A 14,886-nucleotide genomic window follows, 5' to 3' on the forward strand; every position below is an offset into this window, starting at 1 on the left:
ACGTACGCTGGCCTCATGGAAACGGGGAGCCCGGAAAATGCCGAGGCGACAGCGGCCGGAACGGCGTGGACGGGGCTGCCGCCCGGACTGCTGCGGATGCGACGGCTGCTGCTGGTGGTGTGGCTGGGGCTGGCCGCCCTCGCCGCCGGGCTGCTGCCCGGACTGCTCGCCGGACCCGTCTGGGCCGCCTTCGCGCTACTGCCCCTGGCGCTGACCGCATGGGGCTGGGTGATGCTCGGCCGCAACTGGCGCTCCTGGCGCTATGCCGAGCGCGCCGACGACCTGCTGATCAGCAGGGGCGTGCTGTGGCGCGAGGAGACCGTCGTGCCGTACGGGCGGATGCAGCTGGTCGAGGTCACCTCCGGGCCCGTCGAGCGGCACTTCGGGCTGGCCAGCGTGCAGCTGCACACGGCGGCCGCCGCGACCGACGCGACCATCCCCGGCCTCGACCCGGCCGAGGCGGAACGGCTGCGCGACCGGCTCACCGAGCTGGGCGAGGCCCGATCGGCGGGGCTGTGACGGCGCCGGACGTCGACGACGGCATACGCGAGGAGCGGCCCGTGACCGAGCGGCGGCTGCACCCCGTCACGCCGTTCAGGCGGGCGTGGGCGCCCGTAGCGGTGATCGTCGGCTGGGCGGTGCACGACCCCAACCAGGCACAGGAGCAGCTGACCCGGCTGACCACGACGACGCTGCTGATCGCCCTCGCCGTACTCGTCCCGGCCGCCTCCCTCTACGGCTTCCTGACCTGGTGGTTCACCCACTTCGCGGTGACCGACACCGAACTGCGCATACGTACCGGCCTGTTGTTCCGACGCACCGCGCACATCCGGCTGGAACGCATCCAGGCCGTCGACGTCACCCAGCCGCTCCTCGCGCGCGTGGCGGGCGTCGCCAAGCTCAGGCTCGACGTCGTCGGCGCGGACAAGAAGGACGAACTCGCCTTCCTGGGCGAGGCCGAGGCGCGGGCGCTGCGCGCCGAGCTGCTCGCGCGGGCGGCCGGTTTCGCGCCCGAGACGGCGCACGAGGTCGGTGAGGCACCGTCCCGGCAGTTGCTGCGGCTGCCCGCGCGCGACCTCGCCGTCTCGCTGCTGCTGACCGGCGCGACCTGGGGCTCGCTGGCCGCCGCGCTCGTCGTACCGCCGGTGCTGTGGCTGGCCACCCACAGCGTGTGGACGGTCCTCGCGACCGGCCTGCCGCTGCTCGGCGCGGCGGGCGCGAGCAGCGTGGGGCGGTTCGTCGGGGAGTACGACTGGACGGTGGGCGAGTCCCCGGACGGGCTGCGGATCGACCACGGGCTGCTGGACCGCACGCACGAGACGGTGCCGCCAGGACGCGTGCAGACCGTACGGATCGTGCAGCCGCTGCTGTGGCGGCGGCGCGACTGGGTGCGGGTGGAGCTGGACGTGGCCGGGTCGTCCAACTCCGTGCTGATACCGGTCGCTCCGCGGGAGCTCGCCGAGGCGGTCGTCGCACGCGTACTGCCCGGTGTGACCGTGCCGGCGGCCGCCGCGCTGTCCCGGCCGCCGCGACGGGCGGGACGGTGCCTGCCGGTGTGGTGGCGGGGACACGGGCTCGTCGTCACCGACGTGGTGTTCGCCGCCCGGCACGGGCTGCTGCGGCGCAGCCTGGCGCTGGTGCCGCACGCCAAGGTGCAGAGCGTACGGCTGACGCAGGGGCCGTGGGAGCGGCTGTGGCGGGTCGCCGACGTACACGTGGACACGGGGGCCGACAAGTCGGTGACAGCCCGGCTCAGGGACGCAGGGGAGGCCACGGAGCTGCTGCGCGGGCAGGCGGAGCGGTCGCGCACGGGACGCAGGGACGCGCGGCCGGACAGGTGGATGGCCTGAGCGGGCGCCGACCGGTCACGCCGGTCAGGACGCCGCGCTGCGCAGTCCCTGCAGGTCGATCTGCTCCGTCTCGTCGTGCGCCGTCAGGTCGATGACCTGGCCGATGCCACGCGACTGCGCATCCGCCGGCTTGAACTCCCCCTCCGCCTCGGCCTTGTGCAGGGCGAGGGCCTCCTGACCGACGACGTCGGCGAGATCCTCGTTCTGCACGGCTTCCAGGGCGGCGGACGCCAAGGACTTCTGCATGCCGAAGAAGTCGAACCCGCCCTCCGCCGTCGGCCGCCGCACCGGCGCGGCGGCCGGTACGACGGCCACGGCGGTCGGCACCGTGAAGTGACCGGAGGGCCGCTGCACGGGGCCGGCGGGCCTCGCCGCCGCCACCGTCTCCGACGGGGCGACGGTCTCTGCCGGGGCGACGGTCTCTGCCGGGGTGACGGTGGCTTCCCGGGTGGCGGTCTGCACCGGGGTAGCGGTCTGCGTCGGGGCAACGCTCTCCGTCGGGACGACGGTGGCTTCCCGGGTGACGGTCTGTGTCGGGGTGGCGGTCTCCGTCGGGGTGACGGTGGTTTCCCGGGTGACGGTCTGCGCCGGGGTGACGGTCTGTGTCGGGGTGACGGTCTGCGCCAGGACGGCAGCACCAGTGGCAGCGCTCCGCGCGGGGATCTCGTCCTCCGCGCCGGCCATGGGTTCGGCGGCCGCGCGCTGGTGCCCGTCGACCGCCTCGGGCTTCCCCTGCGCCTCGTCCTCCTGCGCGGCCTCCACCTTGGTGGCGCCGTCGTCTCGGGTGTCACCGGTGGCGCCGTCCTCGGTCGGCTCGCCATCGGCGGACTGGGCGGACAGTGCGGCCTGGGCGGACTTCGCTGACGCCTCCGCAGCGGCCTCGCCGTCGAACCGGATCAGCGCCGCCTTCGCCCGCAGGAACAGCTTGGACCCCTCCGGGGAGAAGACAGCCGCAGGAACCGCCGGCTTCTCCTCCTCGGTCGCCTCCGTGTCCACGGCCTCAGCCTCGGCCTCCGCCGGGGCAGCCACAGCCTCGGTCTCCTCCACCGCGGGCGGCACCGGAGCGGGCGGCAGCGCCCGCGCGGGAGCCGTGGTCTCTATCTCGAGCAGCCGTCGGCCCTCCAGGGCGGTCGCGCGTTCGGTCTCCGCCGTGGCGTACCGCCGCAGCAGCGCCGCGTGCTCGTTGCGCAGCCCCGCCAGCTCCGCGCGCTTCGCCCGCAGCCGCTGCTCCAGCTTGACGCGCAGTTCGCGGGACTCCTCGAGGTCGCTCTCCAGTTCGGCGACCCGTTCCTCGTGCCGCCAGTCGTCGCTCGCACGCGCGCGCGTGAGGTCGGCGACCTGCTTGCCCGCCTGCGTGTCCCAACGGCGCATGACGACCGCGCCCAGGACAGCCGTCGCGGCCGCGGCCGCGGCCAGAACGCGGAGCACCGTCGCCTGCGTGAACACCCAGGGGGCGAGAGCGCAGACGACGGAGACGCCGGCGATCGCCGAAGGCGGCAACAGCCTGTGCAAGGGCGGGGAATGGCGGTGACGTCCACGTGGCATGGCCAGAAACTTACCGCGCGTAGGCGAACAGTGGTGGCCGCCCTCATAAAAACGCAGCCATAGTGAAGCTCTTTTGAAGCCTTTTCAGCGGTCGCTCAGCCGTCCGCTGATCCACTGCAGCGTCGGCGGGATCTCCCGCCGCCAGGTGTTGAAGTTGTGCCCGCCGCTTTCGAGGATGATCGACGAGATCCGTGTCCGTTGTGTGGCCTTCACCCGCTCCACGAACTTCAGCGTGGACTTGTAGTTGGATTCTCCGACCTTGCTGCTGGTGACGAGCAGTGAGGTGTCGGGCGCGGGCATGTGCTTGAGGTACCACCACAGGTCGGCCTGGTGCCGCAGCTCCTCGTCGCCGTGGAAGAGGTCGCCGGTGGTCGGGTCGATCGGCGCCTTGTAGTACGGCGACAGACCCGCGCCCGCCGCGTACACACCGGGATGGTGCATCGCGAGTTTCAGCGCGCAGTAACCGCCCGTGGAGTCACCGATGACGCCCCAGCTGCCCGGCTTCCTGCCCACCCTGTAGTGGGCCATTACGGCGTCGGGCAGGTCCTTGGCGAAGAACGACTCGGTCTGCGGCCCGCCCGGGACGTCCACGCACTCCGTGTCCCGCGGCGGCGCCACCGTCGGCCGCAGCATCACCAGGATCATCGGCTGCATACGGCCGTCCTTGGCGAGCTTCCTGGCCGTGCGTGGGTAGTTCAGCTTGTCCACCAGCGCCTCGGCCGTACCCGGATAGCCGGTCAGGACGACCGCCGCGGGGAACGTGCGTGTGCGGTACCCGGACTGGAAGTACTCCGGCGGCAGGTACACGTACGCGGGCGTGGCGATGTGCGTAGTACGGCCGACGACGGCGACCTTCTGGATCTGTCCGCCGTCCTGCGGCCGTGAGCTGCCCCGCTCCGTCACCCGGCGCGTGTCGACCACCTCCAGCGGGCCCCCCGAACCGCCGCCGGTCGTGTGGTCGACGACCACGCCCTGGCCGGTCTCGCGCCCGAAGAGGTCCGCCCAGCTGGCGTAGAACCCGAAGGCCTGGTTGGCCGCGAGCGCCACACAGGCGAACAGCGTCACCTGGGTGGTGAGCAGCAGGCCCACACGCCCGCTGACGGCCCGCCAGCTGCGCCGGGCCAGCCGTGGCCACAGCCACACCGTGCCGACGAACAGCAGCAGGGCGAACACGATCGCCAGCACCAGCATCTTGTTGCTCGTGAGACCCATAGGGGTTTCCTGCCTGCGCTTTCCGTCCGGACTCCCGTACTCCCCGTTGATTGGCGAGGTCTTGTCCCGGACTTTCCTTGGCCTTTGAAGCGGCTTTGTCGAGGGGAGTGAACCTCTTCCCCCGAGACACCGTCCTAGAGGGCGCAATGTCGCCGGATGCCCGAAACGGCACCGGATTCAAGGTCTCTCGCAGAACTACGGGATGCGATGTCTGTCAGGCAAGATGAGGAAATGTCGGGCGGGGTTCCGAACCGATCAAGCCGGGTGCGGCACGTCCTCCGGGGGCCGCGCCCCGAATCCGTACCCACCCTCGTCGGCAGAGCGTGTGCCCTGGTGGGCGTCCTGGACATCGCCGCAGGCGTCTTCCCGCGCTTCCGGCACAGCCGTATGCACACCCTGGCCGAGGTACTGCCCGGCTCGGTCGGCCCCTTCGCGGCCGCGCTCGCGCTGAGCAGCGGCATGCTGTTGCTGCTGCTCGCCCACGGCCTCAAGCGCGGCAAGCGCCGCGCCTGGCGGGCCGCGGTGGCGCTGCTGCCGGCTGGTGCGGTCGCGCAGTTCACGTACCGGCACTCCCTTGTCGGGGTCCTGATCTCGCTCGCGCTGCTCGCGCCCCTGCTGCGCCACCGCGACCAGTTCGCGGCGCTGCCCGATCCGCGCAGCCGGTGGCGCGCGCTCGCCAACTTCGTCCTCATGAGCGCCGGTTCCCTCGCCCTCGGCCTGGTCATCGTCAGCGTCCACCCGAAGCGCATGATCGGCGACCCCAGCCTGGCCGATCGCCTCACGCACGTCCTGTACGGCCTCTTCGGCTTCGAGGGCCCGGTCGACTACCAGGGCAACACCTCCTGGACGGTCGCCTTCTCCCTCGGTGCCCTCGGCCTGCTCACCGCCGTCACCACCATCTACCTCGCCTTCCGCCCCGAGCACCCGGCCGCACGCCTCACCGAGGAGGACGAGGCCCGGCTGCGCGCCCTGCTGGAGAAGCACGGCGGCCGCGACTCCCTCGGCCACTTCGCGCTCCGCCGCGACAAGGCCGTCGTCTTCTCGCCCAGCGGCAAGGCCGCGGTGACGTACCGCGTCGTCAGCGGTGTGATGCTCGCCAGCGGCGACCCCATCGGTGACGTCGAGGCCTGGCCGGGCGCCATCGAGCGCTTCATGGACGAGGCCAGGGCCCACTCCTGGACCCCGGCCGTCATGGGCTGCTCGGAGACGGGCGGCGAGGTGTGGACCCGCGAGACCGGCCTCGACGCCCTCGAACTGGGCGACGAGGCGGTGGCGGACGTCGCGGATTTCTCGCTCGCCGGCCGCGCGATGCGCAACGTGCGCCAGATGGTCAAGCGCATCGAGCGCGCCGGTTACGAAACCCGGGTACGGCGCGTCCGTGACCTCGGCGAGGCCGAGCTGGAGCGCATCCGGCTCGCCGCGGAGGACTGGCGCGGCACCGACACCGAGCGCGGCTTCTCCATGGCGCTCGGCCGCATCGGCGACGCCTCCGACGGCGACTGCCTCATCGCCACCGCCCACAAGGCCGATGGCGATCTGGGCCCGTACGGCGACCTGAAGGCCATCCTGCACTTCGTGCCCTGGGGCACGGACGGCGCTTCGCTGGACCTCATGCGCCGTGACCGCTCGGCCGACCCGGGCATGAACGAACTCCTCATCGTCGCCGCGCTCCAGGCGGCTCCGAAGTTCGGCGTCGCGCGCGTGTCACTCAATTTCGCGATGTTCCGTTCGGCGCTGGCACGCGGCGAGAAGATCGGCGCGGGCCCGGTGCTGCGCGCCTGGCGCGGGCTGCTGGTCTTCCTCTCCCGCTGGTTCCAGATCGAGTCCCTGTACAAGTTCAACGCCAAGTTCCAGCCCCGCTGGGAACCGCGCTTCGTCGTGTACCGCGCCTCGGCCGACCTGCCCCGCATCGGCTTCGCGGCCATGCAGGCCGAGGGCTTCGTGAACCTGGCCCTGCCCCTGCCGCGCTTCCTGCGCCGCCGCGCGGCCGCTCCGCGGCCGTGCGCGCACACACTGGCGGAAAGAGACATCCGCGCGGCATGACCGCGTCGACCGGTCACCCCGACCGGTCACCGAGACCGGTCACCGAGACAGGCCCGAGCGGTAGCCCCACCCCCTCCAGCCCGGGGGCTTCCGCTCGGGCCGCGGGCCTTGCTGCTCTTGCGGCCTCCCCGTAGGCCTACGCTGAACGTATGAGCAAGCAGAGCGGACGCGGGCGCGTGACAGGCCTACCGGAATGGGATCGCTGCGCGGTCATGGGAGTCGTGAACGTGACCCCCGATTCCTTCTCCGACGGCGGCCGCTGGTTCGACACCACAGCCGCTGTCAAGCACGGCCTCGACCTGGTCGCCGAGGGCGCGGACCTGGTCGACGTCGGCGGCGAGTCCACCCGCCCCGGCGCCACCCGCGTCGACGAGGCGGAGGAACTCAAGCGCGTCATCCCCGTCGTCCGCGGCCTCGCCTCCGAAGGCGTCGTCATCTCCGTCGACACCATGCGCGCCTCCGTCGCCGAACAGTCCCTCGCGGCCGGCGCCGCCCTGGTCAACGACGTCAGCGGCGGCCTCGCCGACCCCGCGATGATCCAGGTCGTGGCCGAAGCGGGCGCCCCCTTCGTCGTCATGCACTGGCGCGGCTTCCTCCAGGGCGGCACCGTCCAGGGCGCGTACGCCGACGTCGTTACCGAAGTCGTCGACGAGCTCCGCGCGCGCGTGGAGGCCGTCCTGGAGGGCGGCATCGCCCCCGACCGCATCGTCATCGATCCCGGCCTCGGCTTCTCCAAGGAGGCCGAGCACGACCTGGCCCTGCTCTCCCACCTCGACCGACTGCACGCTCTCGGTCACCCCCTGCTCGTCGCCGCCTCCCGCAAGCGCTTCCTCGGACGCGTGCTGGCGGGGCCGGAGGGCGCGCCGCCGCCCGCGCGGGAGCGCGACGCGGCCACGGCCGCCGTCTCAGCGCTCGCGGCGCAGGCCGGCGCGTGGGCGGTGCGCGTGCACGAGGTGCGCGCCACGGCGGACGCGGTGCGGGTCGCGCGCGCCGTGGAGGGGGCGCGTACGGCGGCGAAGTACGCGCCGGGCGCCGGCTCCCCCGAGGGAGCCCGGTGAGCGCCCCCCACACCGACGTCGAGCAGGTCGAGGCCGCCAACACCGCCTTCTACGAGGCGATGGAACGCGGCGACTTCGAAGAGCTGACCTCGCTCTGGCTCACCCCCGCCGACCTGGGCGTCGACGAGGAGTACCACGACCCGGCCGACGCCGGCGTGATCTCCTGCGTGCACCCGGGCTGGCCCGTGCTCACCGGCCGCGGCGAGGTCCTCAGGTCGTACGCGCTGATCATGGCGAACACCGAGTACATCCAGTTCATCCTCACCGATGTACACGTGTCCGTCACCGGCGACACCGCCTTGGTGAACTGCACCGAGAACATCCTCAGCGGCGGCCCGGCTCCCGAGGGCAGCGAGGAGCTCGGCCCGCTCGTCGGCCAGCTGGTGGTCGCCACGAACGTGTTCCGCCGCACACCCGACGGCTGGAAACTCTGGTCGCACCACGCCTCGCCGGTGCTGGCCGAGACCGGCGAGGAGGAGGACGAGGACACCCACGGCACCCCCTCCTGAGTGGGTGGACGGGTCCGCGAGGACCAAGAAGTGGTTGGAATCACGGCCGCCTGGGTAGGCGCGGCTATCAGGCCGTGAGCCGCCGGGTTTCCCAGGGGAAACGCCCTATGAAACCTTCTGGACCCGGCCGGAGCCGGCGCCCGTGTGGCCCGGCACTGTCAGTGCTCGCAGGTAGATTCGTTCGAGGCCGGTGTGCCGCCCGCACACGGTGCGAACCGGCTCGGGGTTGTCCCCGGAAAACGCTGTCCGACGATTGCAGGAGTGATTCGCGTGGATCGTGTCGCGCTGCGCGGCCTCAAGGCCCGCGGGCACCACGGGGTGTTTCCCAAGGAGCGCGAGGAGGGCCAGACCTTCATCGTGGACCTCGTCCTGGGCTTGGACACCCGGCCTGCCGCGGCCGACGACGACCTGGCGAAGACCGCGCACTACGGCATCGTGGCGGAGGAGGTCGTGGCCGTCGTCCAGGGCGAGCCCGTCAACCTCATCGAGACGCTCGCCGAGCGCATCGCCCTGACCTGCCTGAAGCACGAAGGGGTCGAGGAGGTCGAGGTCTGCGTCCACAAGCCCGACGCACCGATCACCGTCCCGTTCGACGACGTGACCGTCACCATCACCCGGAGCCGAGCATGACCGCGTTCTTCACCAAGGGTCACAGCGACCCGACCGTACAGCCGGTACCCGCCTCCGTCGTCGAGCAGGTCGACGCGGCCGACACCACCCTCCACAACCCGAAACGGGCCGTGATCTCCCTCGGCTCGAACCTCGGCAACCGCCTGGAGACCCTCCAGGGCGCCGTCGACGCCCTCGAGGACACCCCCGGCCTGCGCGTCAAGGCCGTCTCCCCCGTGTACGAGACGGAGCCGTGGGGCGTCGAGCCCGGCAGCCAGCCGTCGTACTTCAACGCGGTCGTGGTCCTGAAGACCACCCTTCCGCCGTCCTCGCTCCTGGAGCGGGCACACGCGATCGAGGAGGCCTTCAACCGCGTACGGGACGAGCGCTGGGGCCCGCGCACCCTCGACGTCGACATCGTCGCGTACGCCGGCGTGGTCTCCGACGACCCGCAGCTCACCCTCCCCCACCCCCGCGCCCACGAACGCGCCTTCGTGCTCGCCCCCTGGCACGACGTCGAGCCCGAGGCCCAGCTGCCCGGCCGGGGCGCGGTCGCCGACCTCCTCGACACCGTCACCAGCGACGGGGTCACGCCGCGCGGGGACCTGGAACTCCGGCTGCCCGAGTAGTCGTTAAGGTCGAGACGACCACAGGAACGGCCCGCCCCGGCGGGCCGTCCACGACCGCAGTCCGGGACCGCAGTCCGGGGGAGCTGAAGGGACACCGTGAGAGAGCTTCGCATCAGGGTGCTGGCAAGCGTGTTCGTCGTCGCCGGAGTGCTCTCGTGGGCCGGCGCCCGCCTGTGGAGCGCGGTGGGGACACTCCCCAGCGTCCCCCTGGCCGCCCCCATCGTCCTCGCCGTGATCGCCGTGATCCTCCTCGCCACGGCCCTCTCGATCCGCGCCCGCCTCAAGGCCCAGCGCGAGCGCCGCCCCGACGCCAAGGGTGTCGACCCCCTCATGGCGGCCCGCGCGGTCGTCTTCGGCCAGGCCAGCGCCCTGGTCGCGGCCCTCGTCGCCGGCATGTACGGCGGCACCGGCGCCTTCCTCCTGGAGTCCCTCGACATCCCCGCCCGCCGCGACCAGGCCATCTACGCCGGCTTCTCGGTCCTGGCCGGCATCGCCGTGATAGCGGCGGCCATCTTCCTCGAGCGCGTGTGCAAGCTCCCGGAGGACGACGAGAACAACCACACGGGGGCAGCTCCGGCGGCGTGACGCCGGCCAGGGGCGGCGTGCCGTTATCGCGCCATGATCAGGCTCATTGCCTCGTTGCGGGTGGCGAGGTCACGCAGCTGACCGCGCACGGCCGACGTGATGGTCTTCGCCCCGGGCTTGCGGACGCCCCGCATCGACATGCACATGTGCTCACACTCGACGACGACGATCACGCCGCGAGGCTCCAGGATCTCCATCAGCGAGTCGGCGATCTGCGTCGTGAGTCGTTCTTGCACCTGCGGCCGACGGGCATACACGTCCACGAGCCGAGCCAGCTTCGAGAGGCCGGTGATCTTGCCGTCGGTGGACGGAATGTAGCCCACATGGGCAACTCCGACGAACGGCACCAGATGGTGTTCACAGGAACTGAGGACTTCGATGTCCTTCACGAGCACCATCTCGTCGTGCCCCAGGTCGAACGTCGTCGTCAGCACGTCCTCGGGCTTCTGCCACAACCCCGCGAATATCTCCTTGTACGCCCGCGCCACCCGAGCCGGCGTCTCCCTGAGTCCCTCGCGGTCCGGGTCCTCGCCGACCGCGATCAGGAGTTCGCGTACGGCGTTCTCGGCGCGCTTCTCGTCGAACTCGCCTATGGAGCCCTCGCCGTCCAGCGTCACGGGGTCGGTCATCTGAAGCCTCGTTCCTGTGCCTGTCGTGCGTGCGGGCCACGCGTCTGGTCTGCGGGCATACCAAAATGCCACGCCCCCCAGGCTAAACCTGGGGGGCGTGGCATCCATTCCGGGCCCGGTGGGATCACCGGGGCCGAGAGCGTCAGCTCTCCGGGCGGTCCTCCGTGACCGGTTCCGTCGCCGGGGCGGAGTCCGCCGCCGTCGACTTCGCGGTGCTGATGGCCGGCGTCGCGCCGTTCGCGCCGTTCGTCAGTGCCAGCTCCTTGGGGGAGAGGACCGGCGGACGGGTGGACGGCGTACGGCGGGAGGAACCCGTCCAGGCGGGCCGCGGCGGCCGCTTGACGATCGGGGCGAAGATCTCGGCGATCTCCTCCTTGCCGAGGGTCTCCCGCTCCAGCAGCTGGAGCACCAGGTTGTCGAGGACGTCGCGGTTCTCGACCAGGATCTCCCAGGCCTCGTTGTGCGCGTTCTCGATGAGCTTCTTGACTTCCTCGTCCACGAGCGCGGCGACCTCTTCCGAGTAGTCGCGCTGGTGAGCCATCTCACGTCCGAGGAAGGGCTCGGTGTTGTCACCGCCGAACTTGATCGCGCCGAGCCGCTCGGTCATGCCGTACTGCGTGACCATCGCGCGGGCGGTGGCCGTGGCCTTCTCGATGTCGTTCGCGGCGCCCGTGGTCGGGTCGTGGAAGACCAGTTCCTCGGCAGCGCGGCCGCCCAGCATGTATGCCAGCTGGTCGAGCATCTCGTTGCGCGTGGTCGAGTACTTGTCCTCGTCCGGGAGCACCATCGTGTAGCCGAGGGCACGGCCCCGGGACAGGATCGTGATCTTGTGGACCGGGTCGGAGTTCGGCGAGGCCGCCGCGACCAGGGCGTGGCCGCCCTCGTGGTACGCGGTGATCTTCTTCTCCTTGTCCGACATGATCCGGGTCCGCTTCTGCGGGCCCGCGACCACGCGGTCGATCGCCTCGTCCAGCATCGAGTTGTCGATCAGCTTGCGGTCGCTGCGGGCGGTGAGCAGCGCGGCCTCGTTGAGGACGTTGCTCAGGTCCGCACCGGTGAAGCCCGGCGTGCGCCGCGCGACGGCCGACAGGTCGACGTCCGGAGCGACCGGCTTGCCCTTCTGGTGGACCTTGAGGATCTCCAGACGGCCCTGCATGTCCGGACGGTCGACCGCGATCTGGCGGTCGAAGCGGCCGGGGCGCAGGAGGGCCGGGTCGAGGATGTCCGGGCGGTTCGTGGCGGCGATCAGGATGACGCCGCCCTTGACGTCGAAGCCGTCCATCTCGACGAGCAGCTGGTTCAGGGTCTGCTCGCGCTCGTCGTGACCACCGCCGAGGCCGGCGCCGCGGTGGCGGCCGACCGCGTCGATCTCGTCGACGAAGACGATCGCGGGGGCGTTCGCCTTGGCCTGCTCGAACAGGTCACGCACTCGGGAGGCACCGACACCGACGAACATCTCGACGAAGTCGGAACCGGAGATCGAGTAGAAGGGCACGCCCGCCTCGCCCGCGACAGCGCGCGCGAGCAGGGTCTTGCCGGTGCCGGGAGGGCCGTACAGGAGTACGCCCTTCGGGATCTTGGCGCCGACCGCCTGGAACTTCGCCGGCTCCTGGAGGAACTCCTTGATCTCCTGGAGCTCCTCGACGGCCTCGTCCGAGCCCGCGACGTCCGAGAACGTCGTCTTCGGGGTGTCCTTGGTGATGAGCTTCGCCTTGGACTTGCCGAAGTTCATGACCCGGGAGCCGCCACCCTGCATCTGATTCATCAGGAACAGGAACACGACGACGATGAGGACGAAGGGGAGCAGGGAGAGCAGGATGCCGACGAACGCGTTCTGCTTGGTCGGCGAGACGGTGTAACCGTCGGGGATCTGCTTGTCCTGGAACTTGGTCTGCAGCGTGTTGGCGATGGTCACGCCCTGGTCGCCGATGTAGCTCGCCTGGATCTTCGAGCTGTCGTCGACCTTCACGCCGTCTTTGAGCGTGACCTTGATGGTCTGCTCGTCACCGGTGGTGAGCTTGGCCGACTCGACCTTGTTGTCGTTGATCGCCTGGACGACCTGGCCGGTGTCCACCGTCTTGTAGCCGCCGGACGAGCCGACGACCTGCATCAACACGACCACGGCAAGGACGGCCAGCACGATCCACATGACCGGCCCACGGAAGTATCGCTTCACGTCCATCCATACGGAGCGGTGCCGCCCCGTCCCTCCTGCCATAGTGAGTTTGATAAGACAGTTCTTCTGACGGTACCCCAGCATTGTGGACCGAAGCCGCACGGGACAACTGGCGATCCGTCTGCATGCTCCAACGGCGCGAGGCCCGCTGGGGTTCCCGATCGTCCTACTGGGCTTGGCCCGTCGGGCTCAGCCGCCGTAGACGTGAGGCGCGAGAGTACCGACGAACGGGAGGTTGCGGTACTTCTCGGCGTAGTCGAGGCCGTAGCCCACGACGAACTCGTTGGGGATGTCGAAGCCGACCCACTCGACGTCGATGGCGACCTTGGCGGCCTCGGGCTTGCGCAGCAGCGTGCACACCTTGAGGGTGGCGGGCTCGCGGGAGCCGAGGTTGGAGATCAGCCAGGACAGGGTCAGGCCGGAGTCGATGATGTCCTCGACGATGAGGACATGCTTGCCCTTGATGTCGGTGTCGAGGTCCTTGAGGATCCGCACGACGCCGGAGGACTGCGTGCCCGCGCCGTACGAGGACACGGCCATCCAGTCCATGGTGACAGGGGTGGACAGCGCCCGGGCGAGGTCGGCCATGACCATCACCGCGCCCTTGAGGACACCGACGATCAGCAGGTCCTTGCCCGCGTACTCCGCGTCGACCTTCGCGGCCAGCTCGGCCAGCTTCGCGTCGATCTCTTCCTTGGTGATGAGTACCTCTTTGAGGTCGGCACCCATGTCTTTCGCGTCCACCCGCATCACTTTCGGTCGGTCGTCCCACCAGCTGCCCGGCCCCTCCCCGAAGGGGAGACCGGCCGTCTCCCCGAGGGGGGAGATTCAGCCTTGCCGAATCACCAGTCTGCCACCCTGCCGCTGGGCGACGACTTTGCCCGGGAGGTTGATGGCTCCCTGACCGCGCCAACCGGTGATCAGCCGGTCGACTTCCTCGATGTGGCGGGCGAACAGCGATCCGGCCGGGGCACCGGCCTCGATGGCGGCGCGGCGCAGGATCCGGCGGCGCACGGCGGGCGGCAGCGCGTAGAGCTTGGCGCACTCCAGGAGGCCCGTCGCGTCGCGTACGGAGGCCTCGGCCTGGCTGGCCCAGGCGTCGAGGGCGTCTGCGTCGTCGCGGGAGAGCTGGGCCGTACGGGCGAGGGCCTCGACGACGCCCTTGCCGAGGGCCTTCTCCAGCGCGGGCAGGCCCTCGTGGCGGAGCCGGGAGCGGGTGTAGGCCGGGTCGGCGTTGTGCGGGTCGTCCCACACGGGCAGCGACTGGGCCATGCAGGCCTTGCGGGCGGTCTGCCGGTCGAGCTGGAGGAAGGGGCGGCGGTAGCGGCCGTCGGCCCCCGAGACCGCGGCCATCCCGGACAGCGAGCGGATGCCGGAGCCGCGGGCGAGGCCCAGCAGGACGGTCTCGGCCTGGTCGTCGCGGGTGTGGCCGAGCAGGATCGCGGCGGCGCCGTGGCGGGCGGCGGCACCGTCGAGGGCGGCGTAGCGGGCGTCACGGGCGGCGGCTTCGGGCCCGCCTTCGCGGCCGACGGACACGGCGATGGACTCGACCGGGTCCAGGCCGAGTTCGCGCAGGCGCAGGCCGACTTCAGCGGCGCGCAGGTCGGAACCGGGCTGCAGGCCGTGGTCGACGGTGACGCCGCCGGCGCGGATGCCGAGCTTGGGGGCTTCGAAGGCGAGGGCGGAGGCGAGCGCCATGGAGTCGGCGCCGCCGGAGCACGCCACGAGCACGAGCGGCGGCGCCGGGCGCTCGTGCGGGGGGTGGTCGGTGCTCTGGGCCGGGACCTGGTCGGAGAACCGGGCGGAGGCCTGGCCGACAGAGCTGGTGATGCCGATCGTGCTGGTGGCGCCGATGGTGCCCGTGGTGGTGCTGTTGAGTTCGAGGAGGATGTCGTGGAGGACGCGGCGGACCGCCAGGCGTATCGCCGCGACCGCAGGATGGGGACCCATGTCCGGTTCCCTTCATGAAGTTTTCGGGGGGTGAGCCCGAGGTTCGGTCACTCAGAGTGTGTCGATGGTGACAGAACCAGGCCGTTACCCG

General features: G+C 71.1%; 14 protein-coding genes. 8 read left to right on the top strand and 6 right to left on the bottom strand.

The window, feature by feature from the left end; all coding sequences use genetic code 11:
• Nucleotides 1–15: 15 nt before the first annotated feature.
• Nucleotides 16–519: a PH domain-containing protein gene (locus tag ABT114_RS04030; RefSeq protein WP_351138337.1), complete on the top strand. Its 504-nt coding sequence runs from the start codon at nucleotides 16–18 to the stop codon at nucleotides 517–519.
• Nucleotides 516–1,850: a PH domain-containing protein gene (locus ABT114_RS04035; RefSeq protein ID WP_351138339.1), complete on the top strand. Its 1,335-nt coding sequence runs from the start codon at nucleotides 516–518 to the stop codon at nucleotides 1,848–1,850. Before ABT114_RS04030 ends, ABT114_RS04035 begins: the two co-directional genes overlap by 4 nt.
• A gap of 24 nt (nucleotides 1,851–1,874) precedes the next feature.
• Here ABT114_RS04035 and ABT114_RS04040 read toward each other — a convergent pair whose 3' ends face one another.
• Entirely contained in the window at nucleotides 1,875–3,395 is a 1,521-nt protein-coding gene (locus tag ABT114_RS04040) for a hypothetical protein (RefSeq protein WP_351138341.1), read from the bottom strand.
• An 84-nt stretch (nucleotides 3,396–3,479) separates the two neighbouring features.
• Nucleotides 3,480–4,607, bottom strand: a complete 1,128-nt coding sequence (locus tag ABT114_RS04045) for an alpha/beta hydrolase-fold protein (RefSeq protein WP_351138343.1) — start codon at nucleotides 4,605–4,607, stop codon at nucleotides 3,480–3,482.
• A gap of 231 nt (nucleotides 4,608–4,838) precedes the next feature.
• Here ABT114_RS04045 and ABT114_RS04050 point away from each other — a divergent pair, with 231 nt between their 5' ends.
• The 6 genes from ABT114_RS04050 to ABT114_RS04075 all read left to right on the top strand — a co-directional run bounded on the left by ABT114_RS04050 (nucleotide 4,839) and on the right by ABT114_RS04075 (nucleotide 10,040).
• Nucleotides 4,839–6,650: a phosphatidylglycerol lysyltransferase domain-containing protein gene (locus ABT114_RS04050; protein WP_351138345.1), complete on the top strand. Its 1,812-nt coding sequence runs from the start codon at nucleotides 4,839–4,841 to the stop codon at nucleotides 6,648–6,650.
• Nucleotides 6,651–6,799: 149 nt separating this feature from the next.
• Nucleotides 6,800–7,708 carry a dihydropteroate synthase gene (gene folP, locus ABT114_RS04055; RefSeq protein WP_351138347.1) on the top strand — a complete coding sequence of 303 codons (909 nt, stop codon included), beginning with the start codon at nucleotides 6,800–6,802 and terminating at the stop codon, nucleotides 7,706–7,708.
• Nucleotides 7,705–8,217 (top strand): nuclear transport factor 2 family protein, encoded by a 513-nt coding sequence (locus tag ABT114_RS04060; RefSeq protein ID WP_351138349.1) that lies wholly within the window; start codon nucleotides 7,705–7,707, stop codon nucleotides 8,215–8,217. The genes folP and ABT114_RS04060 overlap by 4 nt, the downstream gene beginning before the upstream one ends.
• 270 nt (nucleotides 8,218–8,487) lie before the next feature.
• Nucleotides 8,488–8,847: a dihydroneopterin aldolase gene (gene folB / locus ABT114_RS04065; protein ID WP_351138351.1), complete on the top strand. Its 360-nt coding sequence runs from the start codon at nucleotides 8,488–8,490 to the stop codon at nucleotides 8,845–8,847.
• Nucleotides 8,844–9,455, top strand: a complete 612-nt coding sequence (folK, locus tag ABT114_RS04070; RefSeq protein ID WP_351138353.1) for a 2-amino-4-hydroxy-6-hydroxymethyldihydropteridine diphosphokinase — start codon at nucleotides 8,844–8,846, stop codon at nucleotides 9,453–9,455. The genes folB and folK overlap by 4 nt, the downstream gene beginning before the upstream one ends.
• A gap of 96 nt (nucleotides 9,456–9,551) precedes the next feature.
• Nucleotides 9,552–10,040, top strand: coding sequence for a DUF3180 domain-containing protein (locus ABT114_RS04075; RefSeq protein WP_351138355.1), 489 nt, complete (start codon nucleotides 9,552–9,554; stop codon nucleotides 10,038–10,040).
• A gap of 23 nt (nucleotides 10,041–10,063) precedes the next feature.
• Here the strand turns inward: ABT114_RS04075 and folE are convergent, their stop codons facing one another.
• From folE to tilS, 4 genes are all read right to left on the bottom strand, one after another.
• Complete coding sequence (gene folE, locus ABT114_RS04080; RefSeq protein WP_351138357.1) at nucleotides 10,064–10,669, bottom strand: GTP cyclohydrolase I FolE; 606 nt, start codon at nucleotides 10,667–10,669, stop codon at nucleotides 10,064–10,066.
• A 142-nt stretch (nucleotides 10,670–10,811) separates the two neighbouring features.
• On the bottom strand, nucleotides 10,812–12,851 hold the full coding sequence (ftsH, locus tag ABT114_RS04085; RefSeq protein ID WP_351139480.1) for an ATP-dependent zinc metalloprotease FtsH: 2,040 nt from the start codon (nucleotides 12,849–12,851) through the stop codon (nucleotides 10,812–10,814).
• A 183-nt stretch (nucleotides 12,852–13,034) separates the two neighbouring features.
• Nucleotides 13,035–13,595, bottom strand: coding sequence for a hypoxanthine phosphoribosyltransferase (gene hpt, locus ABT114_RS04090; RefSeq protein WP_351139482.1), 561 nt, complete (start codon nucleotides 13,593–13,595; stop codon nucleotides 13,035–13,037).
• 78 nt (nucleotides 13,596–13,673) lie between these two features.
• Complete coding sequence (gene tilS / locus ABT114_RS04095; protein ID WP_351138359.1) at nucleotides 13,674–14,795, bottom strand: tRNA lysidine(34) synthetase TilS; 1,122 nt, start codon at nucleotides 14,793–14,795, stop codon at nucleotides 13,674–13,676.
• Nucleotides 14,796–14,886 lie beyond the last annotated feature (91 nt).

Origin of the sequence: Streptomyces sp. NPDC002088, from assembly GCF_040296605.1 — a bacterium.
Classification (GTDB): domain Bacteria; phylum Actinomycetota; class Actinomycetes; order Streptomycetales; family Streptomycetaceae; genus Streptomyces.